General features: G+C 72.4%; 26 protein-coding genes. 19 read left to right on the top strand and 7 right to left on the bottom strand.

Annotation, left to right across the window (positions count from 1 at the left end; genetic code table 11):
• The first annotated feature begins 24 nt into the window (after positions 1 to 24).
• The 3 genes from ACWFR4_RS18015 to ACWFR4_RS18005 are packed head-to-tail and all read left to right on the top strand — an operon-like array spanning position 25 to position 2032.
• Positions 25 to 501: a DUF2771 domain-containing protein gene (locus ACWFR4_RS18015; protein WP_453653215.1), complete on the top strand. Its 477-nt coding sequence runs from the start codon at positions 25 to 27 to the stop codon at positions 499 to 501.
• Positions 471 to 1178, top strand: a complete 708-nt coding sequence (locus ACWFR4_RS18010) for a futalosine hydrolase (protein WP_453455808.1) — start codon at positions 471 to 473, stop codon at positions 1176 to 1178. The genes ACWFR4_RS18015 and ACWFR4_RS18010 overlap by 31 nt, the downstream gene beginning before the upstream one ends.
• Positions 1175 to 2032, top strand: a complete 858-nt coding sequence (locus ACWFR4_RS18005; RefSeq protein WP_453455810.1) for a 1,4-dihydroxy-6-naphthoate synthase — start codon at positions 1175 to 1177, stop codon at positions 2030 to 2032. The genes ACWFR4_RS18010 and ACWFR4_RS18005 overlap by 4 nt, the downstream gene beginning before the upstream one ends.
• Positions 2033 to 2038: 6 nt before the next feature.
• Here the strand turns inward: ACWFR4_RS18005 and ACWFR4_RS18000 are convergent, their stop codons facing one another.
• Positions 2039 to 2422: a cold-shock protein gene (locus tag ACWFR4_RS18000; RefSeq protein ID WP_116512381.1), complete on the bottom strand. Its 384-nt coding sequence runs from the start codon at positions 2420 to 2422 to the stop codon at positions 2039 to 2041.
• Positions 2423 to 2609: 187 nt separating this feature from the next.
• On the opposite strand from ACWFR4_RS18000, the gene ACWFR4_RS17995 reads away from it, so the two are divergent.
• A complete protein-coding gene (locus tag ACWFR4_RS17995; RefSeq protein ID WP_453653213.1) occupies positions 2610 to 2858 on the top strand; it encodes a hypothetical protein in 249 nt (82 codons plus the stop codon).
• On the opposite strand, the gene ACWFR4_RS17990 is transcribed toward ACWFR4_RS17995, so the two are convergent.
• Positions 2837 to 3484, bottom strand: a complete 648-nt coding sequence (locus ACWFR4_RS17990; RefSeq protein WP_453455815.1) for an HAD family hydrolase — start codon at positions 3482 to 3484, stop codon at positions 2837 to 2839. The two genes, ACWFR4_RS17995 and ACWFR4_RS17990, sit on opposite strands and share 22 nt — an antisense overlap.
• Positions 3485 to 3549: 65 nt before the next feature.
• On the opposite strand from ACWFR4_RS17990, the gene ACWFR4_RS17985 reads away from it, so the two are divergent.
• Genes ACWFR4_RS17985 through ACWFR4_RS17970 form a run of 4 tightly spaced genes read left to right on the top strand, consistent with a single transcriptional unit; the run spans position 3550 to position 7434 of the window.
• Positions 3550 to 4566: a FecCD family ABC transporter permease gene (locus ACWFR4_RS17985; RefSeq protein WP_453455818.1), complete on the top strand. Its 1017-nt coding sequence runs from the start codon at positions 3550 to 3552 to the stop codon at positions 4564 to 4566.
• The gene (locus ACWFR4_RS17980) at positions 4563 to 5624 is read left to right on the top strand and encodes a FecCD family ABC transporter permease (protein WP_453653211.1); all 1062 of its coding nucleotides are present in this window, start codon (positions 4563 to 4565) and stop codon (positions 5622 to 5624) included. Before ACWFR4_RS17985 ends, ACWFR4_RS17980 begins: the two co-directional genes overlap by 4 nt.
• Complete coding sequence (locus tag ACWFR4_RS17975) at positions 5621 to 6460, top strand: ABC transporter ATP-binding protein (RefSeq protein ID WP_453653209.1); 840 nt, start codon at positions 5621 to 5623, stop codon at positions 6458 to 6460. Before ACWFR4_RS17980 ends, ACWFR4_RS17975 begins: the two co-directional genes overlap by 4 nt.
• A complete protein-coding gene (locus ACWFR4_RS17970; RefSeq protein ID WP_453653207.1) occupies positions 6457 to 7434 on the top strand; it encodes an ABC transporter substrate-binding protein in 978 nt (325 codons plus the stop codon). The genes ACWFR4_RS17975 and ACWFR4_RS17970 overlap by 4 nt, the downstream gene beginning before the upstream one ends.
• A 12-nt stretch (positions 7435 to 7446) precedes the next feature.
• Here the strand turns inward: ACWFR4_RS17970 and ACWFR4_RS17965 are convergent, their stop codons facing one another.
• The gene (locus tag ACWFR4_RS17965) at positions 7447 to 8454 is read right to left on the bottom strand and encodes a hypothetical protein (RefSeq protein ID WP_453653205.1); all 1008 of its coding nucleotides are present in this window, start codon (positions 8452 to 8454) and stop codon (positions 7447 to 7449) included.
• Between the two features lie 141 nt (positions 8455 to 8595).
• Here ACWFR4_RS17965 and ACWFR4_RS17960 point away from each other — a divergent pair, with 141 nt between their 5' ends.
• Both ACWFR4_RS17960 and ACWFR4_RS17955 read left to right on the top strand, forming a co-directional pair.
• Positions 8596 to 11121, top strand: a complete 2526-nt coding sequence (locus ACWFR4_RS17960; protein ID WP_453455831.1) for a helicase C-terminal domain-containing protein — start codon at positions 8596 to 8598, stop codon at positions 11119 to 11121.
• A gap of 118 nt (positions 11122 to 11239) precedes the next feature.
• On the top strand, positions 11240 to 12892 hold the full coding sequence (locus ACWFR4_RS17955) for a DNA repair helicase XPB (RefSeq protein ID WP_453653203.1): 1653 nt from the start codon (positions 11240 to 11242) through the stop codon (positions 12890 to 12892).
• A gap of 56 nt (positions 12893 to 12948) precedes the next feature.
• Here the strand turns inward: ACWFR4_RS17955 and ACWFR4_RS17950 are convergent, their stop codons facing one another.
• Positions 12949 to 15225 carry a heavy metal translocating P-type ATPase gene (locus ACWFR4_RS17950; protein ID WP_453653201.1) on the bottom strand — a complete coding sequence of 759 codons (2277 nt, stop codon included), beginning with the start codon at positions 15223 to 15225 and terminating at the stop codon, positions 12949 to 12951.
• Between the two features lie 181 nt (positions 15226 to 15406).
• Here ACWFR4_RS17950 and ACWFR4_RS17945 point away from each other — a divergent pair, with 181 nt between their 5' ends.
• Both ACWFR4_RS17945 and ACWFR4_RS17940 read left to right on the top strand, forming a co-directional pair.
• Positions 15407 to 16354, top strand: a complete 948-nt coding sequence (locus tag ACWFR4_RS17945; protein ID WP_453653199.1) for a hypothetical protein — start codon at positions 15407 to 15409, stop codon at positions 16352 to 16354.
• Between the two features lie 135 nt (positions 16355 to 16489).
• A complete protein-coding gene (locus tag ACWFR4_RS17940; protein ID WP_453653197.1) occupies positions 16490 to 17185 on the top strand; it encodes a copper homeostasis protein CutC in 696 nt (231 codons plus the stop codon).
• Between the two features lie 5 nt (positions 17186 to 17190).
• On the opposite strand, the gene ACWFR4_RS17935 is transcribed toward ACWFR4_RS17940, so the two are convergent.
• Positions 17191 to 19236, bottom strand: a complete 2046-nt coding sequence (locus ACWFR4_RS17935) for a HelD family protein (RefSeq protein WP_453455846.1) — start codon at positions 19234 to 19236, stop codon at positions 17191 to 17193.
• Positions 19237 to 19495: 259 nt separating this feature from the next.
• Between ACWFR4_RS17935 and ACWFR4_RS17930 the strand changes: the two genes are divergently transcribed.
• The 4 genes from ACWFR4_RS17930 (at position 19496) to ACWFR4_RS17915 (ending at position 22253) form a co-directional block, all read left to right on the top strand.
• Positions 19496 to 19687, top strand: coding sequence for a hypothetical protein (locus ACWFR4_RS17930; RefSeq protein ID WP_116512371.1), 192 nt, complete (start codon positions 19496 to 19498; stop codon positions 19685 to 19687).
• Positions 19688 to 19737: 50 nt separating this feature from the next.
• The gene (locus tag ACWFR4_RS17925) at positions 19738 to 20388 is read left to right on the top strand and encodes an HD domain-containing protein (RefSeq protein WP_453653195.1); all 651 of its coding nucleotides are present in this window, start codon (positions 19738 to 19740) and stop codon (positions 20386 to 20388) included.
• Between the two features lie 31 nt (positions 20389 to 20419).
• A complete protein-coding gene (locus ACWFR4_RS17920) occupies positions 20420 to 20920 on the top strand; it encodes a GNAT family N-acetyltransferase (protein WP_453455851.1) in 501 nt (166 codons plus the stop codon).
• A 97-nt stretch (positions 20921 to 21017) separates the two neighbouring features.
• The gene (locus ACWFR4_RS17915) at positions 21018 to 22253 is read left to right on the top strand and encodes a Cmx/CmrA family chloramphenicol efflux MFS transporter (RefSeq protein WP_453455917.1); all 1236 of its coding nucleotides are present in this window, start codon (positions 21018 to 21020) and stop codon (positions 22251 to 22253) included.
• On the opposite strand, the gene ACWFR4_RS17910 is transcribed toward ACWFR4_RS17915, so the two are convergent.
• Positions 22201 to 22476, bottom strand: a complete 276-nt coding sequence (locus tag ACWFR4_RS17910; protein WP_453455853.1) for a DUF4031 domain-containing protein — start codon at positions 22474 to 22476, stop codon at positions 22201 to 22203. The two genes, ACWFR4_RS17915 and ACWFR4_RS17910, sit on opposite strands and share 53 nt — an antisense overlap.
• A complete protein-coding gene (locus ACWFR4_RS17905; RefSeq protein ID WP_453455856.1) occupies positions 22473 to 22841 on the bottom strand; it encodes a hypothetical protein in 369 nt (122 codons plus the stop codon). Before ACWFR4_RS17905 ends, ACWFR4_RS17910 begins: the two co-directional genes overlap by 4 nt.
• Positions 22842 to 22965: 124 nt before the next feature.
• Here ACWFR4_RS17905 and ACWFR4_RS17900 point away from each other — a divergent pair, with 124 nt between their 5' ends.
• The 3 genes from ACWFR4_RS17900 to ACWFR4_RS17890 all read left to right on the top strand — a co-directional run bounded on the left by ACWFR4_RS17900 (position 22966) and on the right by ACWFR4_RS17890 (position 26503).
• The gene (locus tag ACWFR4_RS17900) at positions 22966 to 23886 is read left to right on the top strand and encodes a MurR/RpiR family transcriptional regulator (protein ID WP_116512367.1); all 921 of its coding nucleotides are present in this window, start codon (positions 22966 to 22968) and stop codon (positions 23884 to 23886) included.
• 59 nt (positions 23887 to 23945) lie between these two features.
• The gene (gene murQ, locus ACWFR4_RS17895; protein ID WP_453455858.1) at positions 23946 to 24899 is read left to right on the top strand and encodes an N-acetylmuramic acid 6-phosphate etherase; all 954 of its coding nucleotides are present in this window, start codon (positions 23946 to 23948) and stop codon (positions 24897 to 24899) included.
• Positions 24900 to 24991: 92 nt separating this feature from the next.
• On the top strand, positions 24992 to 26503 hold the full coding sequence (locus ACWFR4_RS17890; protein ID WP_453455861.1) for a PTS transporter subunit EIIC: 1512 nt from the start codon (positions 24992 to 24994) through the stop codon (positions 26501 to 26503).
• Positions 26504 to 26521 lie beyond the last annotated feature (18 nt).

The following is a 26521-nucleotide window of genomic DNA, read 5'->3' as shown; positions in this document are numbered from 1 at the left end:
CGGGCCGCCAGATAGCCTGCCCGCATGACCTCCCTGCGTTTCACCGTGCGCAACCGCCGCACCGTGGCAGCCGCCGGCGCCGTCGCTGCCGGGCTGCTCGTCCTCTCGGCCTGCGACAAGCCGACGCCGCTGGCGACCATCACGGTCGGCCGCTCCACGGTGACGTCGGAAGCTGCCTGCTACAACGACGGCAAGGCGCTGGACGCCTCCGCGCTGAAGGACTGCCTCAAGGACAAGGACATCAAGTCCATCAAGGTCGACCCCGACGCGACGGTCCGCTTCGGCGTCGACCCGAAGATCGCGGACAAGGGCTGGACCCTGCTGATGAACGGTCAGGCGCTGACCGACTCCAGCCACAAGACGTACCGCACCGTCCCGGGCAGCGTGTTCTTCAACCAGCAGTACGGCGCCACGGGCAGCTCCACGACGGTCTCCATCGTCGAGGGCAGCGGCTCGAACGCGACCGGCCTGTGGTCGTTCAAGCTCAAGAAGGACGCCTGACGGAGCGCGGGCGGGTCCTGATCGCCACCGCCGTCCCCGCGGAGCGGGACGCGGTGGCCAGGGGCCTGTCCGAGGCGGGCACCGCGCACCCTGCCGTCGATGTCGTCGCGGTGGGCGTCGGGCCCGCCGCCGCGGCGGCCGGTACCGCCACCGCCCTCACCACCGCCGCCCTGTCGGGGCGGCCGTACCGGCTGGTCGTCTCCGCCGGGATCGGCGGCGGATTCCAGCCGGACGCGCCCATCGGCTCCGTCGTCGTCGCCGACGCGCTGACCGCCGCCGATCTGGGCGCCGAGACCCCCGACGGCTTCCTGCCCGTCACCGAACTCGGCTTCGGCACGGTCACGCACCTCCCGCCGCCCTCCCTCGTACGGGACGTCGCCGCGGCCACCGGCGCGCTCACCGGCACCGTCCTGACCGTCTCCACCGTGACCGGCACCTCGGCCCGCGCCGCCGAGCTGCTGGGCCGTCACCCCGGCGCCGCCGCCGAGGCGATGGAGGGCTTCGGGGTCGCCGAGGCGGCCGCCGCGCACGGCGTGCCCGTCCTGGAGATCCGCGCGGTCTCCAACGCCGTCGGCCCCCGCGACCGCGCGGCCTGGCGCATCGGCGACGCACTCGCGGCGCTCACCGAAGCGTTCGGGAAGTCCGCGCCCGTACTGGAGAGTTGGAACCGCACATGACGCACCCCGAAGATCTCAGGATCGCCTTCTCGCCCTGCCCGAACGACACCTTCGTCTTCGACGCGTGGGCCCACGGCCGCGTCCCCGGGGCACCCGCCCTCGACGTGACCTTCGCCGACATCGACATCACGAACGGCGTCGCCGAGCGCCGCTCCCCCGAATTCGACGTGCTGAAGGTGTCGTACGCCGTCCTGCCGTACGTCCTCGACGACTACGCGCTGCTGCCCTGCGGCGGCGCGCTGGGCCGGGGCTGCGGCCCGCTCGTGCTCACGCGCGAGCCGGGAGTCGACCTGACCGGGAAGACGGTCGCCGTCCCCAGTGAGAAGTCGACGGCGTACCTGCTGTTCCGCCTCTGGACCGCGGACGTCGTGCCCGGGGGCGTCGGCGAGGTCGTCGTGATGCCGTTCGACGAGATCATGCCCGCCGTGCGGGACGGCAAGGTCGACGCCGGACTCGTCATCCACGAGGCCCGCTTCACGTACCAGAACTACGGCCTGCACTCCCTCGCCGACATGGGCGAGCACTGGGAGAACACGACCGGGCTGCCCATCCCGCTCGGCGCGATCATCGCGAAGCGGAGCCTGGGCGAGGACCGGCTGCGCCGACTCGCCGAGGCGGTCCGCACATCGGTGCGCATGGCCTGGGACGACCCGGAGGCCTCCCGCCCCTACGTCCAGGAGCACGCCCAGGAGATGGACCCGTCGGTGGCGGACCAGCACATCGGCCTGTACGTCAACGAGTTCACGGCCGACCTGGGCGAGAACGGCTACGCGGCGATCCGCGGTCTCCTGACGCGCGCGGCCGCCGAAGGAATCGTGCCCGCCCTCGGCCCGGGCGCCCTGTCGTTCCCGTAGAGGCGGTCAGACGTCCAGTTGGTCGGCCACCGCTCGCAGCAGGCCCGCGATCTTCGCGCCGGAGGCCTTGTCCGGGTAGCGGCCCTTTTCCAGCATCGGCGTGATGTTCTCGAGGAGCGTCGTCAAGTCCTGGACGATCGATGCGAGTTCGTCCGGCTTGCGGCGCTGTGCCGCTGCCACGGACGGGGTCGGGTCGAGGATGGTCACGGAGAGCGCCTGGTCGCCGCGCTGTCCCGCGACGACGCCGAACTCGACACGCTGGCCCGGCTTGAGAGCGTCCACGCCGGCCGGGAGTACGGAGGAATGCACGAAGACGTCGCCGCCGTCGTCGCGGGAGAGAAAGCCGAAGCCCTTCTCGCTGTTGAACCACTTGACCTTGCCGGTAGGCACGTGAAGTCCTCGTCCTCGTACTCGTCATGCCGTTTCGTGCGATGAAGAACGGCGCTGGAAACGGCTCTGGATAGCACTGCAGCGGGCCGCCCGACCCGCCGGCACCAGGCTAATGGCCCAGGAGCCCGTGACAAGACGGCCCGAGGAACCCGGATTGTTCCTTCGCGCTGGGAACTACCCTGGTCGGGTGCGTGACAAAACCCAAGCGAATTCCGCCGGCCCCGGCGACCGCCTCGTCAAGGCCGGCGGCATCGTCTTCATCGTCGGAGCCCTGGCCACCCTGGCCACGATGGCCCCCCTGTTCCTCGGAACCGACCCGTTCCCGCCCATCGCCTACGCGGTGTGCATGCTGATGGGCGTCGGCTTCCTGATCTCCGCGGCCGGAGTGCTGCGCGGGATCGCCGTGCAGCGCCGTCAGGCCCGCTCGGCGACGTAGCGCTCCAGCCAGGCGGGGAACTCCGTCAGATCCGCGAGCACGACGTCCGCGCCGGCCTCGCGCAGCTCCGTCGCGTCGCACGGCCCCGTCGTGACCGCCACGGACAGCGCGTCGGCGGTGCGGGCGCCGCGCACGTCACCGGTGTGGTCACCGACGTACACGGACGCGCCGTGCTCGCGCAGCGCGGTCGCCTTGCCCTCGGCCCACAGGTTGCCGATGACCTCGTCGGCGGCGATGTCCAGGTGTTCGAGGTGGAGCTTCGCGTTGGGCTCGTACTTCGCCGTGACGACGATCGCCCTGCCGCCCGCCGCGTGCACCGCGGCGACGGCCTCGTGCACGCCCGCCATCGCGTACGTCCCGGTGATGGCGTGCGCCGGGTAGAGCTCCCGGTACAGGTCGGCCATCTCCGGGATCCGCTCCTCGGGGAACCAGTACGCGAGTTCCTGCTCCAGCGGCGGGCCGAGCCGGGTCACGATGAGATCGGCGTCGAGCTGCGCGCCCGTACGGTCGGCGAGTTCCAGCCAGGTGTCCCTGATCCCCGGCCGTGAGTCGATCAGCGTCATGTCGAGGTCGAAGCCGACCGTCGGTCCCGCGGCTGATCCGTTCGCGCTCTCGTATGCACCCATGAGGGCCATTGTGCCTGGGCGTACGATTGCCGCTTAGCTAAGCCTTACCAACCTCGGATTGGTCCATGGGTCAGATCTCAGCCGCCCCCGCCGCGCGGCGACGCATCGTCTGGACGGCGGCCGCGCTCGTGGCCCTCGTTCTCGCGGTCCTGCTCAGCCTCGCCGTGGGCGCCCGCGCGATCGCCCCGTCCGCGGTCCTCGACGCGCTCGTGCACGGCGGCCACAGCGACGACGCCGAGGTCGTCAGGGGCCTGCGGCTGCCGCGCACGCTCGTCGGCCTGATGGTCGGCGCCGCGCTCGCCCTCGCCGGGACCGTCCTGCAGGGCATCACCCGCAACCCCATCGCCGACCCCGGAATCCTCGGCATCAGCCAGGGCGCGTCCGTCGGCGTCGTCCTCGCGATCGCCTTCGCCGGCATCCACACGCTCACCGGCTACGTCTGGTTCGCGTTCGCGGGCGCGGCGCTCGCCTCCGTCGCCGTCTACGCCATCGCCTCCAGCGGGCGCGGCGGCGCGACGCCGGTGAAACTCGCGCTCGGGGGCGCCGCGATCAACGCGCTCCTGGTCTCCGTCACCACGGCCGTCCTCACCACGAAGGCGTCCGCCATGGACGAGTTCAGGTTCTGGCAGGTGGGCTCGCTGTCCGGCCGGGACGCCCACATCGTGGGCCAGATCTGGCCGTTCCTCGTCGTCGGCGTACTCCTCGTGCTGTCCGTCGCCCGCGGCCTCGACGCGCTCGCGCTCGGCGAGGACGTCGCCAAGGGACTCGGGCAGCGGGTCGCGACCGTACGGATCGTCGGCGGCCTCGGCGCGACCGTCCTCACCGGCGTCGGCGTGGCCGCCGCGGGACCGATCGCCTTCATCGGCCTGGCCGTTCCGCACATAGCCCGGGCCGTCGTGGGCAGCGACCACCGCTGGGTCCTGCCGATGGCGGCCCTCATCGGCCCCGTCATGCTTCTCGTCTCCGACACCGTGGGCCGCGTCGTCTTCCCGCCGAGCGAGGTGCCCGCGGGCGTGATGACCGCGCTGATCGGCGTCCCGTTCCTCGTCACCCTGGTCCGGCGCAAGGCGGTCCCCGCATGAGTACGACCACCGCGCCCCGGGTCCGCCCCGCCGGGTACTCCGTCGTCCGGGCGGGCGGCGCCGCCTTCCTCCTGCACCGCAGGGCCGCCGTCGCCGCCGCTTCCCTCGTGGTCCTTCTCGCGGCCGCCTGCCTCGCCTATCTCTGCGTCGGCGAGTCCTTCATCGCCCCCGCCGAAGTCCTCAAGGTCATCATCGGCCGGCCGTCCCCGGACGAACTCGTCGTCGGCACGCTGCGCGCCCCCCGCATGGTCGTCGGGCTCCTCGTCGGCGCCGCGTTCGGCGTCGCGGGCGCGCTCATCCAGACCGTCGCCCGCAACCCGCTGGCGTCCCCCGACATCATCGGCATCAGCCAGGGCGCGAGCGCGCTCACCGTCGGCGCCATGACGTTCGGCGTCACGTCGTACGCGGTCCTGCCCTACCTCTCCGTACTCGGCGGCCTCCTCGCCGCGCTCCTCGTGTACGCCTTCGCCTGGCTCGGCGGACTGCACGCGACGCGCTTCGTCCTCATCGGCATCGGCTTCGCCATCGCGCTGCGGTCGGTGACGACGCTGTTCATGACGAAGGGCGACTACCTCGTGGCCCAGCAGGCCCAGATCTGGATGACGGGCTCCCTCAACGGCCGCGGCTGGGCGGAGGCCGCCCCGCTCGGCTGGACCCTCCTCGTCCTCGTCCCGTTCGTCGCCTGGGCCGCGCGCGCCCAGCGCACCGTCTCCCTGGACGACGACACGGCGACCGCGCTCGGCGTACGCCTCGGCCGCGTACGCCTCGGCCTCGTGCTGCTCGGCGTCGTCCTCGCGTCCGTCGCGACCGGCGCCGCCGGACCCGTCGACTTCGTCGCGCTCCTGGCCCCGCAGATCGCCCGCCGCGTGACCCGCACCGCCCAGATCCCGCTCCTGTGCTCGGCGCTCCTGGGCGCGTTCATCGTCGTCGTGGCCGACCTGCTGGCCCGGCGCCTGTTCTCCCCCACCGAACTCCCGGTGGGTGTCCTCACGGCCGCCGTCGGGGCGCCGTACCTGATCTGGCTCATCATCCGCAGCCGCACGGGAGGAAACCGGTGACCCGGCTCAGCACCAGGGCGCTCACCCTCGCCTACGAGGACCGCACCGTCGTCCACGACCTCGACCTCGTCGTCCCCGACGGCCGCGTCACCGTCATCGTCGGACCCAACGCCTGCGGCAAGTCGACCACGCTGCGCGCTCTCGGCCGGCTCCTCAAGCCGAGGAGCGGCTCCGTGCTCCTCGACGGCGAAGCCCTCACCAAGCTGCCCACCAAGAAGATCGCCCAGCAGATCGGGCTGCTGCCGCAGACGCCCGTGGCGCCCGAGGCGATCACCGTCGCCGACCTCGTGGCCCGCGGCCGCCAGCCCCACCAGCACTGGTGGCAGCAGTGGTCCGACGCCGACGAGCGCGCCGTCACCGAGGCCATGGAACGCACCGACGTCGCGGCCCTCGCCGACCGCTCCGTCGACGAGCTCTCCGGCGGCCAGCGCCAGCGCGTCTGGATCGCCATGGCGCTCGCGCAGGAGACCGAACTGCTGCTCCTGGACGAGCCGACGACGTATCTCGACATCGCTCACCAGGTCGAAGTCCTCGACCTCGTGCGCCAGTTGAACCACGACAAGGACCGCACCGTCGTCCTCGTCCTGCACGACCTCAACCAGGCGGCGCGCTACGCCGACCATCTCGTCGCCATGAAGTCCGGCCGCATCGTCGCCGAGGGCCCGCCCGCCGAGGTCGTCACGGCCGATCTCGTACGGGAGGTGTTCGGCCTGGACTGCGTGGTCGTCCCCGACCCGGTGACCGGCTCCCCGCTGATCGTCCCCGGCGCGCCCTGGCAGGCCGGCGCCCGGCCCGGCGCCCCGTCCGGCTCCCTTTCCCGAGAGGCAGCTTCATGACCCGCAGCGCCCGCCCCGCCCTGACCGCCGGAGCGCTCGCCCTGACCGGCGCCCTGGCCCTGACCGCCTGCGGCTCGTCCGACGGGGACTCCGGCTCCGACGCCGCCGCCTCGACATCCGCGAAGACGCACACCGTCAGTACGGCGATGGGTGACGTGAAGGTGCCCGAACACCCCACCCGCGTCGTCGTCCTGGACACCGGCGAGCTCGACTCCGCGCTCACCCTCGGCGTGAAGCCCGTCGGCGCGACCCACGCGGCGACGGAGGAGGGCTTCCCCTCCTACCTGCCCGGAGACGAGGTGAAGGGCATCAAGGAGGTCGGCGAGATCGCCAACCCCGACCTGGAGGCCGTCGCCGCCCTCAAGCCCGACCTCATCCTCACCAGCAAGGTCCGCGACGGCGCGCGCTACAAGCAGCTCAGCGCCATCGCCCCGACCGTGATGACGGAGTCCACCGGCACCACCTGGAAGGAGAACTTCCAGGTCCACGCCGACGCGCTCGGCCGGAAGGCCGAGGCGAAGAAGGTCGTCGCCGACTACGACGCGCACGTCTCGAAGGTGACCACCGCGATCGGCGGCAAGGAGAAGGCCGCCGCGACGGACATCAACTTCGTCCGCTTCGTCGAAGGCGCCGACATCCGCATCTACGGGAAGCAGAACTACATCGGCTCGATCCTCGGCGACCTCGGCGTGGGCCGCCCCGCCATCACCGACAAGGCCAAGGACGGGTTCTCGTACGACGTGAGCCCCGAGAAGATCGACCTCGCCGACGCGGACGTCGTCTTCACCTCGACCTACGGCGACCCGGGCAAGGCCAAGGCGACCGGGACGATGAAGAGCGGCCTGTGGAAGAGCCTCAAGGCGTCCAAGGACGGCAAGGTCTTCGAGGTCGACGACAACCTGTGGATCGCGGGCATCGGCTACACCGCCGCACACCAGATCCTCGACGAGTTCCAGAAGGACCTGACCGCGTAACAGGCTCCTCCCTTACGGCCGTTGCCGCTGCGATCTCCACACCACGAAGAGCGCGGAGGCGACGGCCGCACCCCGCACCACCCACGGCCACGTCGTACCGATCGCGTCGCTCATCCGCCCGTCCGCGATCGGCTCGCCCCACCGCCCGGTGTTACGGCCCCACAGCCACACGAGCCCGGCCGTCACCGCAAGCCCCGGCAGCCACAGCACGGCCACCTTCGACTCGCCCTCGCTCAGCCGCCGCGACGCGTACGCGATGATCCAGCCGAGGCCCAGCGCGAACCAGTTGCCCATGACCGCGCCGGCGACCAGGAGCACGGCGGCGAGCAGCAGCAGCGGGTTCGACCAGCCGGGCAAGGACGGGAGGCGGCGCCCTCCGGACGCCCTCTCCGTGCCCTTCTCCGTTCCCGTCTCCGGTTCGCTGTCCGGGAGTTCTTCCTCCGTGTCGGCCTCGGCCCTGCGTGCCCTGGGCAGTCGCGGGTCGTCCTTGCCCGGCGGCCTGAGTATCTCCGGGATCTCCACGCCACCCACGAACCCCGGCACACTGTCCGCGACTCCGAACGGGCTGCTGTCCACCCGCCACCAGTCCGGCTCCGAACCCGGCTCCCCCAGCTCGTCCGTCCCCGCCAGGTGCGGCGGCGACGGCGCGTCCCACGGCTCCTCGTCCTCCTGCGGCTCCGCGCGCGGGCCCGGCACGATCCGCCGCAAGCCCTTCGGGCGCGGCTCCTTGGGCCGCTGCTCCTTCGACCGCTGCACGGGCACCGCCGCCCGCGGCCCCTCCGGCTGCGCCGGACCGCGGCCCGCGCCCATGACCACCTCGTCCGGCGAGCCGAGGCGTTCCAGGATCCGGCGCACCGCCGCCGGACTGTCCACCGTCGTCTTCGCGCGCCGCGCCTCGATCTCGTTGCGCAGCTCCGACACCAGACGCATCCTGGTGCCGGAGGGCAACTGACGCTGCTGGGCCAGGTCGCCGACCCGGCTCAGATAGTCGAAGACGAGCTGATCGCTCTCGATCCCCACGAAGTCCCCTCCGGGGTGGTGGTGTTGACGGTTCGTTCACCCGTTTTACGACGTTACCGTGCCCGGCCCGGCACCGGGGGCCTCTTCCGGGCCCAGCGGGGCCGCCGCCCGCCGGGCCGGTCAGGCGCTACCGTGGCCCGGATGAGCACTCACGAGCCGGACCGCGCCGCCGAGGACGGGAGCGGGGCGGGGAGTACGGCCCCCCGGTCCCTCGCCGAGGCGTTGCGCGCCCGCGACGACGCCTCCCTCGGCGCACTCCTGCGCGCCCGCCCCGATCTGCTCAACCCCGTCCCGAGCGACCTCACCCAGCTGGCCAGCCGCGCGGGCACCCGCGCCTCCGTGATCCGCGCGCTCGAACACCTGGACCGCTTCACGCTCCAGACCGCGGAAGCCCTGGCCGTCGCCCCGGAACCCACCACGTACGGCACGCTCCTGGCCCTGCTCGCCGGCGACGAAGGGGACGACGCGGGCGTGGACGCCCGTACGGTCTCCGCGGCCCTGCCGCACGCCGTCGCCGCCCTGCGCGAACAGGCCCTGATCTGGGGGCCCGACGACCGGCTCCGCCTCGTGCGCACCGCCCGTGAGCTGCTCGCCCCCGCGCCCCAGCGGCCCTCCCCGACGGGTCTGGGCCCGACGGTCGCCGAGGCCACCGCGGGCATGTCCCCCGGCCGCGTCCAGGAGATCGTGACGGCCGCGGGCCTTCCCTCCACGCACGACCCGGTCTCCGCCGTCGCCTCGCTGACCGCGCTCTTCACCGAGCGGCCCCGCATGTCGGCCCTCCTCGACGAAGCGCCCGCGGACGCCGTCGAGGTCCTCTCCCGGCTCGTCTGGGGCCCGCCCTACGGCCAGGTCACCGCCGAACCCGCCGCCCATCTGCGCTGGCTCCTCGACCGCGGCCTCCTGCTGCCCACGGCTCCCGGAACCGTCGTCCTGCCCCGCGAGGCCGCCCTCCATCTGCGCGGCGGACGCGCCCACCGCGCCCTGGAACCCGTGCCTCCCGCCGTCGACCCGGCCGCCACCCACCGGGCCGCCGTCGTGAACGCGACCGCCGCCGGGCAGGCCTACACCGCGCTCGCCACCGTCGAGGAACTCCTCAAGGACTGGGACGAGGGCGGGCCCACCGTCCTCCGGGCCGGCGGGCTCAGCGTGCGGGACCTCAAGCGCACCGCCGCCGCCCTCGACACCACCGAGCCCCTCGCCGCGTTCTGGGTCGAACTCGCCTACGCCGCCGGGCTCATCGCCTCCGACGGCGAGGCCGACGAGCAGTACGCAGCGACGCCCGCCTACGACAACTGGCTGGAGCAGCCCGCCGCCGAGCGCTGGGTCCGGCTCGTCGCCGCCTGGCTCCCCGCCACCCGCACGTCCGGCCTGATCGGCGGGCGCGACGGCGCCGTCGCCGTGGCCGCCGCCGGGCGCACCTTCTCCGCGCTCGGGCCGCACCTCGACCGCTCCGCCGCTCCCGAGGTCCGCCGCCGCGTGCTCGCGCTCCTCTCCGAGCTCCCCGAGGGCGCCTCCCCGGACCCCGGGACCCTGCTCGCCCGGCTCCGCTGGGAGCGGCCCCTGCGCGGCGCCGCCGCCGCCTCCGACGACGCCGGTGACTCCGACGACCTGCGCGCCCGCATCGCCCGGTGGACCCTCACGGAGGCGGAGCTGCTCGGCGTCACCGGGCGGGGTGCCCTGTCCGAGCACGGGCGGACGCTTCTTGACGGCGGGGGCGGTGCTGCCACTTGGGCGGAGGCGGCCGCTGTCGCTCTGCTCGCGCCGCTGCTGCCCGAGCCGCTGGACCATGTCCTTCTTCAGGCCGACCTGACCGCCGTCGCCCCCGGCCCTCTGGAACGGCCGCTCGCCGAGGCGCTCTCCGTCCTCGCCGACGTCGAGTCCAAGGGCGGGGCGACCGTCTTCCGGTTCACGCCCGGGTCCGTACGGCGCGCCCTCGACTCCGGGCGCACAGCCTCCGACCTGCACGACTTCCTGAACACGCACTCCCGTACGCCCGTGCCTCAGCCCCTCGCGTACCTCATCGACGACGTGGCCCGTAAGCACGGGCATCTGCGCATCGGTGCGGCCTCCGCATATGTGCGCTGCGACGACGACCTGCTCCTGGGCGAGATCCTCGCCGACAAGCGCTCGGCCGGCCTGCGCCTGCGACGGCTCGCGCCGACCGTCCTCGCCGCGCAGGCCGATCCCGCGGCGCTCCTGGAGGGCCTGCGTCAGATGGGGTTCGCGCCCGCCGCGGAGAGTCCCGAGGGCGATGTGCTGATCACCCGCGCCCACGCCCACCGCACTCCGCCGCGCAGCGCCCCCGAGCCCGTCCCGGAGGGGCCGCCGGTTCCGGACGGCACGCTCCTGACCGCCGCCGTGCGCGCGATCCGCGCGGGTGACGTCGCCTCCACGACCCCGCGCAAGCACGCGCCGGGCGAGCAGAGCGGGGCGCTTCCCCGCACCAGCGCGGCGGACACACTGGCCACGATGCAGGCGGCCGTCCTGACCGGTGAGGCCGTGTGGATCGGCTATGTGAACGCGGAGGGCTCCGCCAGCCAGCGCGTCATCGCCCCGATCCGGGTGGAGGGCGGCTTCGTCACCGCGTACGACCACACCGCGGACGAGGTCCGGACGTATCCGCTGCACCGGGTGACCGGGGTGGCCGAGCTGGAGGCCGAGGCCTGACGCCGGGGTCCGTGCCCCCACGTCCCGGCGGCGACCGACCGTACGCGGTTCGTACGCGCCATGCGGCACACTGGACGTTTGGCCCCGCGCCTCGCGGAGCGCGGTGGAAGGGATAGACGTGAACGGACCGCTCATCGTCCAGAGTGACAAGACGCTGCTCCTGGAGGTCGACCACGAACAGGCCGACGCCTGCCGTCGCGCCATCGCGCCCTTCGCCGAGCTGGAGCGCGCCCCGGAGCACATCCACACCTACCGGCTGACGCCGCTGGGGCTGTGGAACGCGCGGGCCGCCGGCCACGACGCCGAGCAGGTCGTGGACGCCCTCGTCGAGTACAGCCGCTACCCCGTCCCGCACGCGCTCCTGGTCGACATCGCCGAGACCATGGACCGGTACGGGCGTCTCACGCTGTCCAAGCACCCGGCGCACGGCCTCGTCCTGACCACCACGGACCGGCCGGTGCTCGAGGAGATCCTCCGCTCCAAGCGCGTGGCCCCGCTGGTCGGCACCCGCATCGACGCCGACTCCGTCGCCGTGCATCCCTCGGAGCGCGGCCAGATCAAGCAGACGCTCCTCAAGCTGGGCTGGCCCGCCGAGGACCTCGCCGGTTACGTGGACGGCGAGGCGCACCAGATCGATCTCGCGGAGGACGGCTGGGCGCTGCGCCCGTACCAGAAGCAGGCCGTCGAGGGCTTCTGGCACGGCGGGTCCGGCGTGGTCGTGCTGCCCTGCGGCGCCGGTAAGACGCTCGTGGGCGCCGGCGCGATGGCCGAGGCCAAGGCGACGACGCTCATCCTCGTCACCAACACGGTCTCGGCCCGGCAGTGGAAGCACGAGCTGGTCAAGCGGACGAGCCTGACCGAGGACGAGATCGGCGAGTACAGCGGGACGAAGAAGGAGATCCGGCCCGTCACCATCGCCACGTATCAGGTCCTGACCACGAAGCGGAAGGGCATCTATCCGCATCTGGAGCTCTTCGACTCCCGCGACTGGGGGCTCGTGATCTATGACGAGGTGCATCTGCTGCCCGCGCCCGTCTTCAAGTTCACCGCCGACCTCCAGGCCCGGCGGCGCCTCGGCCTCACCGCGACGCTGGTGCGTGAGGACGGGCGCGAGTCGGACGTCTTCTCGCTGATCGGGCCCAAGCGCTTCGACGCTCCGTGGAAGGAGATCGAGGCCCAGGGCTACATCGCCCCCGCCGACTGTGTCGAGGTGCGCGTCAATCTCACCGACAGCGAGCGGCTCGCCTACGCGACCGCGGAGGCCGAGGAGAAGTACCGCTTCTGCGCCACGACGGCGACCAAGCGGAAGGTGACGGAGGCCCTCGTGCGTAAGCACCAGGGCGAGCAGACCCTCGTCATCGGGCAGTACATCGACCAGCTCGACGAGCTCGGCGAGCATCTGGACGCCCCTGTAATCAAGGGCGAGACCAGCAACGCCCAGCGCGAGAAGCTCTTCGACGCGTTCCGCAACGGCGAGATCTCCGTCCTCGTCGTGTCCAAGGTCGCCAACTTCTCCATCGACCTGCCCGAGGCCACGGTCGCGATCCAGGTGTCCGGCACCTTCGGGTCCCGGCAGGAGGAGGCCCAGCGCCTCGGCCGGGTCCTGCGCCCGAAGGCCGACGGGCACGAGGCCCGCTTCTACTCCGTCGTCGCCCGCGACACCATCGACCAGGACTTCGCGGCCCACCGCCAGCGCTTCCTCGCCGAGCAGGGCTACGCGTACCGCATCATCGACGCCGACGAACTCCTCGCGGGCGGGCAGGGCAGCTGAACGGTCAAGGGTGAGGGCCCGTCCACCGTGTGGGGACGGGCCCTGCTTGCTTGCTCCTACGCCTGCGGCCTGAAGTTCCTCAGCCGCAGGCTGTTGCCCACGACGAACACCGATGAGAACGCCATCGCCGCGCCCGCGATCATCGGGTTCAGCAGGCCCGCCGCGGCCAGCGGCAGCGCGCCGACGTTGTAGGCGAACGCCCAGAACAGGTTGGTGCGGATGGTCCCCAGCGTCCGCCGGGACAGGCGGATCGCGTCGGCCGCCGCCCTCAGGTCGCCGCGGACCAGCGTCAGGTCGCCGGCCTCTATCGCCGCGTCCGTGCCCGTACCCATCGCGAGCCCCAGGTCGGCCTGCGCCAGGGCCGCCGCGTCGTTGACGCCGTCGCCGACCATGGCCACGGAACGCCCTTCGCCCTGAAGCCTCTTGACCACGTCGACCTTGTCCTGCGGCATGACCTCCGCGATCACCTCGTCGATGCCCACCTCGGCGGCCACCGAGCGCGCCACGGCTTCGTTGTCGCCGGTGAGGAGGATGGGCGTCAGGCCCAGGCCCCGCAGTCGCCGTACCGCCTCCGCGCTGGTCTCCTTCACCGCGTCCGCGACTTCGAGGACGGCCCTGGCCTCCCCGTCCCAGGCCACCGCGACGGCCGTACGCCCCGCCGCCTCGGCCTCCGCCCCGGCCCGCTCCAGCTCCGCCGGCAGCCGGATCTCCCACTCGCCCAACAGCTTCACGCGGCCGACGAGTACGGCGTGGCCGTCCACGATGCCCTGCACGCCGAGCCCGGGAAGGTTGGCGAAGTCCTCGACGACGCCGAGCTCGCCCACCTTCTCGCGGGCCCCGTCGGCGATCGCCCTCGCGATCGGGTGCTCCGAGGAGTGCTCCAACGCCCCCGCGACACGCAGGACTTCACCCGTGTCCGTGCCGTCCGCCACGTGCGTGGCGAGCAGCGTCATCCGGCCGGTCGTGACCGTTCCGGTCTTGTCCAGGACGATCGTGTCGACCGCGCGCGTGGTCTCCAGGACCTCGGGGCCCTTGATGAGGATGCCGAGCTGCGCGCCGCGCCCCGTGCCGACCATCAGCGCCGTCGGTGTGGCGAGGCCCAGGGCGCAGGGGCAGGCGATGATGAGGACGGCGACGGCCGCGGTGAAGGCGGCGGTGATCCCGGCGCCGTTGCCGAGCCAGAACCCGAGCGTGGCCAGCGCGAGCCCGATGACGACCGGCACGAACACGGCGGAGATCCTGTCGGCGAGGCGCTGCGCCGCCGCCTTGCCGTTCTGCGCGTCCTCCACGAGGCGTGCCATACGGGCGAGTTGGGTGTCGGCGCCGACGCGGGTGGCCTCGACGACGAGGCGTCCGCCGACGTTCAGCGTCGCGCCGGTGACGGCGTCCCCGACGGCGACCTCCACGGGCACGGACTCGCCGGTCAGCGTCGAGGCGTCCACGGCGGACGCGCCCTCGACCACGGCCCCGTCGGTGGCGATCTTCTCGCCGGGCCGCACGAGGAACCGGCCACCGACCTTCAACTCGCTTACGGGGACGTTCTCTTCACGTCTGTCCGCGCGCACCAGCGTGACGTTCTTGGCGCCGAGTTCGAGCAGCGCCTTGAGTGCCGCACCGGCCTTCCGCTTGGACCTGGCCTCGAAGTAACGCCCGGCGAGGATGAAGGCGGTGACTCCGGCGGCGGCCTCCAGGTAGATGTTCCCGGCACCGTCGCTGCGGGCGATGGTCAGCTCGAAGGCGTGCGTCATGCCGGGCGTGCCGGCGGTTCCGAAGAAGAGCGCCCACACCGACCAGAGGAACGCGGCCGACGTGCCGACGGAGATGAGGGTGTCCATGGTCGCGGCGCCGTGCCGCGCGTTGGTGAAGGCGGCCTTGTGGAAGGGCCAGGCCGCGTACGTCACGACGGGCGCCGTGAGCGTGAGGGACAGCCACTGCCAGTACTCGAACTGGAGGGCGGGGATCATCGCCATCGCCACGACGGGCACGGCGAGCACGACGGCGGTGACCAGTCGCTGCCGGAGCGGCGCGAGCGGGTCGGCCGCCGCGTCCGACTCCGCTTCCTCCGCCTTTTCCCCGACGGTCCGGGGCGGCTCCTGGGCCGTGTACCCGGTGGCCTCGACCGTGGCGATCAGGTCGGCCACCGCCACCCCGTCGGCGAAGGCGACCTTCGCCTTCTCCGTCGCGTAGTTGACGGTCGCCTCCACGCCGTCCATGCGGTTCAGCTTCTTCTCGATCCGGGCGGCGCACGAGGCACAGGTCATGCCGCCGATGGCGAGTTCCACCTCTGCCGCCGGGGCGGCGGAGGGCGCGGTGGCGGCTGGATGCGCCGACATGAGGCCTCCTCGGTTGCGGTCTGCTCCGGTACCCGGGGTGGGTATCGCTCACGAGATCCAATCTATACCCATAGGGGGTATCTGACGCAAGCGTTCCCACCGCTTGACTTCATACCCCCCAGGGGTATGGTCGAGCTATCAGCCACCGAGCATCGACACCGTCCGCACACCAGGAGCCGTCATGAAGACCGGACTGAAGATCACCGCCTTCGCAGCCGCCGTCGCCGCGACCTTCGGCACCGCGTACGGGGTGGGCAGGGGCGTGGACCCCGTCGCCGCGGGCGAACAGAGGACGGCAGGGCACACGAAGGGAGGACATGCGAAGGAAGCGGAGGAAACCCAGGACGGGCACGCCGGCCACGGCACATCGGCCGCCGGGGCCGCCGCCGTCCCGGACGGGCTGCAGATCTCCGAGCGCGGCTACACGCTCGACCTGCGGACCCGGCACATCGCGGCCGCCGGCGAGCGCACCGAGCTGAGTTTCGCGGTCACCAAGGACGAAACGGGCCGCAAGGTCACCGCGTACAGGACGGAGCACGGCAAGCAGCTGCACCTGATCGTGGCCTCGCGGGACCTCACGGTCTACCGCCATCTGCATCCGGCCCGCGCGGCCGACGGCACCTGGAAGACGCCGGTCGAGCTGCCGAAGGCGGGCGGTTACCGCGTCTTCGCCGACTTCACCCCGCAGGCGGAGAAGGAGGGCCTCACCCTCGGGGCGGACCTGGCGGTCGACGGAGAGTACGCACCCCGGGACCTTCCGGCGGCCTCCCGGACCGCCGACGCCGGCGACGGCTACGAGGTGCGGCTGGGCGGCGGCCTCGGCGCGGGATCGGCGAGCGAGCTGACCCTGAGCGTCGCGAGGAACGGGAAGCCGGTCACCGACCTCCAGCCCTACCTCGGCTCGTACGGGCACCTGGTCGCCCTGCGCTCCGGCGACCTCGCGTACCTCCACGTGCACCCGAACAAGGGCGGGCCGGGGCCGGAGGTGTCGTTCACTGCGACGGCGCCCAGCAACGGGACGTACCGCCTCTTCCTGGACTTCAAGCACAACGGCACCGTGCGGACGGCGGAATTCACGGTGCACGCCGGGCGGAGCGCAGGTGATCATCCGAAGGAGCACGGCCACTGATCACCTGTCGGCGCGGGCCGTCTGCGCGTAGGCTGACCTATTGGACTAGACCTCTAGGACCTGTTGTGACAACGGGCCCGGGGGCCCGGCCGCCACCGCATCCGCACCCGCCTTCGTAACCGACAAAGGGGTCCCATGAGCAAGCGTGCAGTCCTGGAGGTGATCGCGCTCGGCGCCGAGGACGCCGTCGCGGCCCAGGCAGGAGGGGCCGACCGGCTTGAGCTGGTCACCGACATGGCGGCGGACGGGCTCACCCCGTCGCGCGAGACGTTCGGCCGGATCCGCGCGGCCGTCGGCATCTCGCTGCGGGTCATGATCCGGCTCACGGACGGTTTTGCGGCGGGCGACCTGGACGCGCTGGCCGAGACCGCGCGCGGGCTGCGCGCGGAGGGGGCCGACGAGTTCGTGCTCGGCTTCCTCGACCCGGCGGGCGGCCCCGACCTCGCGGCGGTCGAACGGATCACGGCGGAGCTGGACGGCTGCCGCTGGACCTTCCACCGCGCGATCGACCGGGCCGCGGACCGCGACGCCCTGCGCAAGCAGCTCGCGCACGCGCCGGGCCTCGACACGTATCTGACGGCCGGTTCGCCGGACGGCGTGGACGCCGGGCTCGACGTCCTGGCGGCGGAGGCGGCCCGCTCGGGCGAACCGGGTTACGAACAGCGGATCCTGGTCGGCGGCGGCCTCCGCCTCGACCATCTGCCGCGCCTGAAAGCGGCGGGCATCGACGCCTTCCACATCGGCGGCGCGGCCCGCCCCCACGGCTGGACGGCCCCGGTGTCGACGGACGCGGTCCGCACGTGGCGGGAAGCGGTCGACGCGGGGCTGTAGGGCCCCTACAGCGCTCCCCCGAGCTGCTCCGGCAGCTCCGCGGCGTGGACCACGACCAACCCGGAGACGGCTCGGGTCAGCGCCACGTACAGGCGACGCAGTCCGGTCCGCTCGTCGGGTTCGCCGTCGACCACGGCGGCGGGCTCGTCGAGGACCACGTAGTCGTATTCGAGGCCCTTCGCGAGCGAGGCCGGCACGAGGGTGAGGCGGGTCTGCGCGGTGGTCTCCTCGCCGGGGCCCAGGTAGGTGAGCCCGGCGTCGGCGAGGGCCGCGGCCAGGGCCGGGATGCGGGCGTCGGCGGCGATGAGGCCCACGGACCCCTCCCGCTCCAGCGCCTCCGCGCACGCGGCGACCACGTCTTCGGCCCCGTTCGCCGCCTCCCGGACCTCGAAGGCGCCGGGGTTCTCACGGACGGAAGAGACGGGCGCGAGGCCGGGCGCGATGTGGGGCAGCAGCCGGGACGCGTACGCGATGACGTCGCGCGGCACGCGGAATCCGACGGTCAGCTCCTCGACCACGGCCTCCTCCTTGCCCAGATGCCGCAGCGCCTCGGCCCAGCTGCGCGTGGCCCAGGGCGTCGTGCCCTGCGCGAGGTCACCGAGGACGGTGGCGGACCCGGTGGTGCAGCGCCGCCCGACGGCCCGGTACTGCATGGGCGAGAGGTCCTGCGCCTCGTCGAGCACCACATGCCCGAGGGAGTGCGTACGGGCGACGAGGTCGGTGACCTCGTCGATCAGCACGGCGTCGGCCGAGGACCACTTGGCGGCCCGCACGCTGCGCGCCGGCCGCTCCCACAGCACGCACTTCTGCTCGTCCTCGCTGAGCAGACCCTCCGCGTGCTCGGCGAGGAACTCGGTGTCGGACAGCAGCCGCAGCACGAGCTTCGCGGGATCGACGGCGGGCCACAGGACCTTCACGGCGGCCTTGACGGCCGCGTTCCTGGCCACGGAGTCCTGCACGCGGTCGTCGGGGGCTTCGCCCGACCGCTCCATCTGTACGAGAACGGCGTGGGCGATGCGCTGCGGAAGGGCGTCGCGGGCGGCGCCGTACCGCATGTCCCGAGCCATCAACTCCCGCACGATCTCCTCGAGTTCATAGGCGGGCACGCGCCAGCGCCGGGACCCGCGCACGACCACCACGGGCTCCACCGGCAGCGTGATGTGCGAGCGCACGGCCCGCCGCAGCACCTCGGCCATCCGCACGTCACCCTTGACCACGGCGGCGTCCGCACTGTCGGCTCCTCGCACCTCCACATGGGCGACGAGGTCGTCGACCGTGGCCTGCTTGACCTCCAACTCGCCCAGAGCAGGGAGGACTTGCTCGATGTAGTGGAGGAAGGACCGGTTCGGCCCGATGACGAGGGTCCCGGTCCGAGCCAGCCGCTCGCGGTGGGCGTAGAGCAGGTAGGCGACACGGTGGAGGCCGACGGCGGTCTTCCCGGTCCCGGGCCCTCCCTGGACGCACACGGACCCCGAGAGCCCGCTGCGCACGATCTCGTCCTGCTCGGGCTGGATGGTGGCGACGATGTCGCGCATCGGTCCGACGCGGGGCCGCTCGATCTCGGCCTGGAGCAGCGCGCTCACGACCTCGTCCTCGGCGGGGTCGGACAGCCGCTCGTCCTCGTACGCGGTGAGATCCCCGCCCGTGTAACCGAACCGCCGCCGCAGCCCGACGTCCATCGGGTCCTTCTTCGAGGCGCGGTAGAAGGGCTGCGAGACGGGGGCGCGCCAGTCGATGACCATCGGATCGCCCACCGCGTCATGAACATGCCGCCGCCCGATGTAGAACCGCTCCCCCTCGGCCCCTTCGGCCTGGTCGGCGCCGGGGGCGTGCAGGTAGTCGAGCCGCCCGAAGAACAAGGGGGTGTGCGACAGATCGGCCAGGGCCTTGATCCGGTCGTCGATCTGGCGCTGCAGAACGGCGGCGTTCACCCAGTTCGCGGTGACGTCGGCGATGTCGAGGGATTCCACGTCCTCGCGCATGGCGCGCAGGGCGGCACGGGACGACGTGAGGTGGGCGCGCTCGCGGGAGAGCGGGTCGTCGAGGGACACGGGCTATGCCTCCGGGCTCCGGGGGGTTCGGTTACACACGGCGGCCGGCCGGTTTCCGTCCGGGCGGCGGCGCTCCACGGAGGGAGGCGGGCAAGGCGGACCACCTTACTCCCGCCCCGACACACGACCAACACATTTATTTCCCCAGGGAGCCATGGAGGGCCCTAGGGGACGGAGTCACCCCCAGGACGCACCCCGCCGCCGCAACCTACGACTCCGGACCGATGTGCACGGAATGCCCGTATTCCACCATGGAGGCATGACAACCATGACCTTCACTCACGGTGCCACCGCAGCCACGGAAACCCACCACCCCCACCGCCTCGGAAACGTCCTGCGAGCGGCCAAGGTCATCGTGACCACGGCGCTCGGCGTGATCCTTCTGGGCGAGTACGACGAGGAGGCCGGCGTGCAGAAGCGATCAGCCGCGTACGAGCCACCCCCGGGATAGGGCGCCAGGGCCTGCCGACAGGGCCCGGCGACAGGGTCTAGGGTCGCCGCATGCGGGACGACCTGAGGAAAGCCTGGGCGGACACACTCGCCACGGCGCAGCCCACGACAGCCACCCCCACCACCCCGGAGGCCTACGCGGACAACCTCCTGGCCCGCTGGTCGGAGCCACAGCGCCGCTACCACACGACGACGCACCTCAAGGCGGTCCTGGACCGCATCGACGCACTGGAGGACCACGCCGACGACCCGGCCCTGGTCCGCCTCGCGGCCTGGTTCCACGACGCGGTGTATCTCCCCGAGCGCTCGACGAACGAGGAGCGCTCGGCGCGTCTCGCGGAACGGGCCCTGGCGGAAGCGGGCCTGACGGAGCGGCAGATCGACGAGGTGAGCCGCCTGGTCATGCTCACGGTGACGCACGACCCGGACGAGGACGACCACAACGGCGAGGTCCTGTGCGACGCGGACCTGGCGATCCTGGCGGCGTCCCCGGACGCGTACGCGGCCTACGCGGCGGCGGTCCGGGAGGAGTACGGCTTCGTACCGGACGAACCGTTCCGCGAGGGCCGCGCCGCGGTTCTGCGCCAACTCCTCGCCCTGCCCCACCTGTTCCGCACCCCGTACGGCGCGGCGCACTGGGAGGAGCGGGCCCGCGAGAACCTCACGGCCGAGCTGGCCCTGCTGACTCCGCAAACCGGTTGATCGGCGCGCGCGGTTGTCGCATCCTCGGCCCATGACACTCCTCACCATCACGGCCGCGCGCGTACGCCTGCACGAGCTGTCCCTGGAGTCGGCCAGGGACCTGCACGCGGACAGCGGGTCAGGCGGCTTCGCCTGGCTGGACGGCGACGCACCGGACGGGACCCGGACCGGCTCGGGGATCACGGTGAAGGCGCACGCGGCGGGCACGTACCGCAAGGGCTGGGGAACGTACGCGATCGTGCGGGCCGAGGACGAACGCGCGGTGGGCGGGATCGGCTTCCACAGCGCGCCGGACGAGGAGGGCCGCGTGGAGATCGGTTACGACGTGACGGAGGGGGCGCGCGGCCGGGGCTACGCGACGGAGGCGGTGACCGCGATAGCCGCGTGGGCGCTGTCGCAGCCGGGCGTCACAGCGGTGACGGCGAACACGGACCTGGACAACGGGCTGTCCCAACGGGTATTGGAGCGCGCCGGTTTCGTGCGGATTGCGACGACGACGGACCTCTGCGCCTACGAACTGTCGGGAATTTAAGCAACGCTGCGTCGCGTTGTGTCACGTCATGCCTGACTCCGCTCGAAAAGCTCCCGAAGACACTGCCGAAGACACCCCCGCGGGCGCTCCCACCCGCATGCCGCCGGCCGTCTACATCCTGGGCCTCGCGGTGTTCGCTCTGGGCACGTCCGAGTTCATGCTGTCCGGCATCCTGCCCGCGATCGCCGACGACATGGACGTCACGATCCCGCAGGCGGGCCTGCTGATATCGGCGTTCGCGATCGGCATGGTGGTGGGTGCGCCGCTGCTCGCCGTGGCGACGCTGCGCCTGCCGCGCCGCACCACACTCATCGCGCTGATCTCGGTGTTCGGCCTGGGCCAGGTCGCGGGCGCGCTGGCGCCGACGTACACGGTCCTGTTCGCGTCGCGGATCGTGAGTGCGCTGGCCTGCGCCGGGTTCTGGGCCGTGGGCGCGGCGGTGGCCATCGCGATGGTGCCGGTGACACAGCGGGCGCGGGCCATGGCGGTGATGATCGGCGGGCTGTCGATCGCGAACGTGCTGGGTGTTCCGGCGGGCGCGTTCCTCGGTGACGGTCTGGGCTGGCGGGCGGCGTTCTGGGCGGTGGGCGTGGCGTCGGCGATCGCGCTGGTGGGGGTGGTGACGCTGATCCCGCGGATCCCGCTCCCGGCGCAGAGGCCGCGGCCGCGGCGCGAGCTGGCGATCTACCGGGACAGCCAGGTCTGGCTGTCGATCACGGTGACGGCGCTGGCGGCGGGCGGCGTGTTCTGCGCGTTCAGCTATCTGTCGCCGCTGCTCACGGATGTGGCGGGCCTGGACGAGGGCTGGGTCCCGACGGTCCTCGCGCTCTTCGGTGTCGGCGCGCTGGTCGGCACGACGGTCGGGGGCCGGGTCGCCGACGCGCATCTGTTCGGGGTGCTGCTGAGCGGCATCGCGGCGTCCACGGTGTTCCTGGTGGCACTGGCGCTGCTCGGCGGGTTCGCGACGGCGGCGGTGGTGCTGTCGTTCCTGCTGGGCTTCTCGGCGTTCTACACGGCGCCGGCGCTGAACGCCCGCATGTTCAACGTGGCGGGCGCGGCCCCCACGCTCGCCGGGGCGACGACGACGGCGGCGTTCAACCTGGGCAACACGGGCGGGCCGTGGCTCGGCGGCACGGTGATCGACGCGGGGCTCGGCTACCCGGCGACGGCGTGGGCGGGCGCGGCGATGACGGTGACGGCGATCGGCGCGACGGCGGCGTCACTGCGCCTGCACCGCGGATCGGCCACGAAGCTCGTGGCGTCGTCCGGCCCCAAGGACCTCAACTCCCCACTGCAGGACGCCCCTTCGGCCTCCGCAGTCCCGCCTCGGTGAGCCTGCGCACCAGCTCCTTCGAGCCGACCTTCACGGCCCCGGCCCGCACCGCGTCCTCGTAGCGGTGCGACGGCAGGTCGTAGTGGTCGCGCTCGAAGGCGCGGGGCGGGACGCCGAGCCGCTCGGCGAAGAGATGGAGCTCGTCGAAGGAGACGTCGCTGACCACGTGGGACCACATGCGCCCGTGGCCGGGCCAGGTCGGCGGATCGATGTAGACAGTCATCGCGCGACGGTACCGAGGGACCCCACGGGCGCCACGACCACGCCCGCCTCGCTGCACACCCAGTGCGGGTCGGGGCCCAACTCCGGTTCCACATCGAGGGCGTGGGGTTCGCCGGAGCCGCACACCGGGCACAGGGGCCAGCGGCCGAAGCGTTCGAGGAGTCCGTCCTGGACGTCCTGTGCGACGAGCCCGGCGACGAAGTCGACCCCCTCCGGCCACTGCTCGACCCACCAGCGCCGGTGCACTATGGAGTCCTCGACCAGGGAGACGACGTCGGCGTGGGCGACCTCGCCGGAGCCGAGGTCGGCGAGTACGAGGGCGCGGGCCGCGTGCAGTGCCTGTTCGACGGGGCTGATGTGGTCCATGCAGCCCATTATTCTCCCTCGGCGTACGGGCCCCTCGGAACGCCCGAAGGACCCGGAGTGACGTGCCGTACGGCACAGCCGAAGGACTCTTGACGTCTCACCCCCCTGAAAATATCTTTCAAATGTGACCAGCAACGTGAAGGAAATTTTCGCAGGCGACGCGCCGCCCGCCCCGGCCGCCCTCGCGGCCAAGGTGCGGACCCTCGCGCCGTCGATGACCCGCTCCATGCAGCGGGTCGCCGAAGCCGTCGCCGGCGACCCGGCCGGCTGCGCGGCCCTCACGGTCACCGGCCTGGCCGAGCTCACCGGCACCAGCGAGGCGACGGTGGTCCGTACCGCCCGCCTCCTCGGCTACCCCGGATACCGGGACCTGCGCCTCGCCCTCGCCGGGCTCGCCGCCCAGCAGCAGTCGGGCCGCGCCCCCGCCGTCACCGCGGACATAGCGGTCGACGACCCCATCGCCGACGTCGTCGCGAAGCTCGCGTACGACGAGCAGCAGACCCTCGCCGACACCGCGGCCGGCCTCGACACCGTGCAGCTCGGCGCGGCCGTGAACGCGCTGGCGGGCGCCCGCCGCATCGACATCTACGGCATCGGCGCGTCCAGCCTCGTCGGCCAGGACCTCGCTCAGAAGCTCCTGCGCATCGGGCTGATCGCCCACGCCCACGGCGACCCGCACCTGGCGATCACCAACGCCGTGCAGCTGCGCGCCAAGGATGTCGCCATCGCCATCACGCACTCCGGATCGACCGGCGACGTGATCGAACCGCTGCGCGTCGCCTTCGAGCACGGGGCGGCCACGATCGCGATCACCGGGCGCCCCGACGGCCCGGTCTCGCAGTACGCCGACCACATATTGACCACGTCCACGGCGCGCGAGAGCGAGCTGCGGCCGGCCGCGATGTCGTCCCGCACGAGCCAGCTGCTCGTCGTGGACTGCCTGTTCGTGGGCGTCGCGCAGCGTACGTACGAGACGGCGGCCCCCGCCCTGTCGGCGTCGTACGAGGCGCTCGCGCACCGTCACACGCCGCGCGGCTCCCGCTAGGCGACGCACCCCCGCCCTTCCCCCGCCCCACTGCCGCACCGGAAAGAGCCGCACACGTCATGACCTCCACGACCGACGCCGCCGACAACTACAGCGAACTGCGCGCCCAGCTCGCCACGCTCACCACGGAGGCGTTCCGCCCGGAGCTCTCCGAGATCGACCAGCTGTCGACGCCGGAGATCGCGCGGATCATGAACGGCGAGGACGCGAGCGTCCCCACCGCCGTCGCCGAGCAGCTCCCGCAGATCGCCGCCGCGATCGACGGCACGGCCGAGCGGATGGCCCGCGGCGGCCGCCTCGTCTACGCGGGCGCGGGCACGGCGGGCCGGCTCGGCGTCCTGGACGCGTCCGAGTGCCCGCCCACGTTCAACACCGACCCGAGCGAGGTCGTCGGTCTGATCGCGGGCGGCCCGAGCGCCATGATCAAGGCGGTCGAGGGCGCCGAGGACTCCAGGGAGCTCGCGGCCGAGGACCTGGACGCACTGGGTCTGACGGCGGACGACGTCGTGGTCGGCATCTCGGCCTCGGGCCGCACCCCGTACGCGATCGGCGCCGTCGAGCACGCGCGCGGCCGGGGCGCCCTCACGATCGGCCTGTCCTGCAACGCGGACAGCGCGCTCGCGGCGGCCGCGGACCACGGCATCGAGGTCGTCGTCGGCCCCGAGCTCCTCACCGGTTCCACCCGGCTGAAGGCGGGCACGGCCCAGAAGCTCGTCCTCAACATGCTGTCGACGATCACCATGATCCGGCTCGGCAAGACGTACGGGAACCTGATGGTGGACGTACGCGCCTCGAACGAGAAACTGCGCGCCCGCTCCCGCCGGATCGTCGCCCTGGCCACCGGTGCGGACGACGCCGACATCGAGGCCGCACTCGCCGCGACGGACGGGGAGGTGAAGAACGCCATCCTCGTGATCCTCGGCTCGGTCGACGGCCCGACGGCCGCCCGCCTCCTGACCGACAGCAAGGGTCATCTGCGCGCCGCGCTCCAGGCCTCGGCCACGACCGCGTAGTCCCGCAGACCCGTAGTCCAGCAGTCCCGTAGTCCAGCAGTCCCGTATTGCTCCACCCCCCACGCACCACGCACAGCAAGGCACCACGACCCATGGCTGACTCAAAGAACCGCGCCACGGCCGCCGCGATCCTTCCTCTCGTCGGCGGCGCATCGAACATCACGTCCGTAGCCCACTGCATGACCCGGCTCCGTCTCGGCCTGGCCGACCGCGCGCTCGTCGACGAGGACGCGCTGAAGTCGCTGCCCGACGTCATGGGCGTGGTCGACGACGAGACGTACCAGATCGTCCTCGGACCGGGAAAGGTCGCCCGGGTCACCCCGGAGTTCGAGACCCTGGTCGAGGAGGGGAAGGCCGCCACACCCGCCGCCACCCCCGAGCCGCACGCGGTCACCGCGGACGCACTCGCCGCCCAGGGCGCCGAGTTGAGGGCGTCCCGCAAGGCGAAGAACGCGACGCCGTTCAAGCTGTTCCTGCGCCGGATCGCGAACATCTTCGTGCCGCTGATCCCGGCGCTGATCGGCTGCGGCATCATCGCCGGCATCAACGGCCTGCTGATCAACCTGCACTGGCTGCCGGGCGTCACCCCCGCCCTGGCCGCCATCGCCTCCGGCTTCATGGCGCTGATCGCGGTGTTCGTCGGCTACAACACGGCGAAGGAGTTCGGCGGCACGCCGATCCTCGGCGGCGCGGTCGCGGCGATCATCGTGTACGCGGGCGTCGCGAACATCGAGGCGTTCGGCCAGAAGCTGTCGCCCGGCCAGGGCGGCGTGCTGGGCGCGCTGGGCGCCGCGGTCCTCGCGACGTACATCGAGAAGTGGTGCAGGAAGTGGGTCCCGGAGGCGGTGGACGTGCTGGTCACGCCCACCCTCACCGTCCTGGTCTCCGGCCTGGTCACGATCTTCGGCCTGATGTTCGTGGCGGGTGAGATCTCCACGGGCATCGGCACCGCGGCGAACTGGCTCCTCGACAACACGGGCGCCTTCGCGGGCCTGGTCCTCGGCGGCCTGTTCCTGCCCCTGGTCATGCTGGGGCTGCACCAGGCCCTCATCCCCATCCACACCACGCTCATCGAGCAGCAGGGCTACACCGTCCTGCTTCCCGTCCTGGCGATGGCGGGCGCGGGCCAGGTCGGCTGTGCGATCGCGGTGTTCAAGCGCCTCAAGCACAACAAGTCGATCCGTACGACGATCAAGTCCGCGCTCCCCGCAGGCTTCCTCGGCGTCGGCGAACCTCTGATCTACGGCGTCTCGCTCCCCCTCGGCCGCCCCTTCATCACGGCGTGCGTGGGCGGCGCGGCGGGCGGCGCGTTCGTCGGCTTCTTCTCGATGATCGGCGACAAGGTCGGCTCCACGGCGATCGGCCCCTCGGGCTGGGCGCTGTTCCCCCTCCTCGACGGCAACAAGGGCCTCGGCACGACGGTCGCGATCTACGGCGCGGGCCTGCTGGTCGGCTACATCGTGGGCTTCGTGGCGACGTACTTCTTCGGCTTCAGCAAGCAGATGCTGGTGGATCTGAACGTGGACACGCAGGCCGCCGCGGGCGAGTCCCCGGCCCCGGCCCTCGCGGGCACGACGGAGCCGAAGGAACCCGCGAAGGTCTGACCGACCACTCGCTCTCCC

This window comes from Streptomyces sp. NPDC055140, assembly GCF_053607285.1.
The sequence above is the reverse complement of the archived record's forward strand: the minus strand, read 5'-3'. Positions and strand labels throughout refer to the sequence as shown.

Coding starts and splice junctions, on each gene's coding strand:
- ACWFR4_RS17930 (WP_116512371.1), top strand. CDS start 19,496: ATGACAACCATGACCTTCACTCACGGTGCCACCGCAGCCACGGAAACC.
- ACWFR4_RS17960 (WP_453455831.1), top strand. CDS start 8,596: ATGAGCACTCACGAGCCGGACCGCGCCGCCGAGGACGGGAGCGGGGCG.
- ACWFR4_RS17920 (WP_453455851.1), top strand. CDS start 20,420: ATGACACTCCTCACCATCACGGCCGCGCGCGTACGCCTGCACGAGCTG.
- ACWFR4_RS17945 (WP_453653199.1), top strand. CDS start 15,407: ATGAAGACCGGACTGAAGATCACCGCCTTCGCAGCCGCCGTCGCCGCG.
- ACWFR4_RS17990 (WP_453455815.1), bottom strand. CDS start 3,484: ATGGGTGCATACGAGAGCGCGAACGGATCAGCCGCGGGACCGACGGTC.
- ACWFR4_RS17940 (WP_453653197.1), top strand. CDS start 16,490: ATGAGCAAGCGTGCAGTCCTGGAGGTGATCGCGCTCGGCGCCGAGGAC.
- ACWFR4_RS17970 (WP_453653207.1), top strand. CDS start 6,457: ATGACCCGCAGCGCCCGCCCCGCCCTGACCGCCGGAGCGCTCGCCCTG.
- ACWFR4_RS18015 (WP_453653215.1), top strand. CDS start 25: ATGACCTCCCTGCGTTTCACCGTGCGCAACCGCCGCACCGTGGCAGCC.
- ACWFR4_RS17950 (WP_453653201.1), bottom strand. CDS start 15,225: ATGTCGGCGCATCCAGCCGCCACCGCGCCCTCCGCCGCCCCGGCGGCA.
- ACWFR4_RS17910 (WP_453455853.1), bottom strand. CDS start 22,476: ATGACTGTCTACATCGATCCGCCGACCTGGCCCGGCCACGGGCGCATG.
- ACWFR4_RS17980 (WP_453653211.1), top strand. CDS start 4,563: ATGAGTACGACCACCGCGCCCCGGGTCCGCCCCGCCGGGTACTCCGTC.
- ACWFR4_RS17915 (WP_453455917.1), top strand. CDS start 21,018: ATGCCGCCGGCCGTCTACATCCTGGGCCTCGCGGTGTTCGCTCTGGGC.
- ACWFR4_RS17905 (WP_453455856.1), bottom strand. CDS start 22,841: ATGGACCACATCAGCCCCGTCGAACAGGCACTGCACGCGGCCCGCGCC.
- ACWFR4_RS17925 (WP_453653195.1), top strand. CDS start 19,738: ATGCGGGACGACCTGAGGAAAGCCTGGGCGGACACACTCGCCACGGCG.
- ACWFR4_RS18005 (WP_453455810.1), top strand. CDS start 1,175: ATGACGCACCCCGAAGATCTCAGGATCGCCTTCTCGCCCTGCCCGAAC.
- murQ (WP_453455858.1), top strand. CDS start 23,946: ATGACCTCCACGACCGACGCCGCCGACAACTACAGCGAACTGCGCGCC.
- ACWFR4_RS17890 (WP_453455861.1), top strand. CDS start 24,992: ATGGCTGACTCAAAGAACCGCGCCACGGCCGCCGCGATCCTTCCTCTC.
- ACWFR4_RS17985 (WP_453455818.1), top strand. CDS start 3,550: ATGGGTCAGATCTCAGCCGCCCCCGCCGCGCGGCGACGCATCGTCTGG.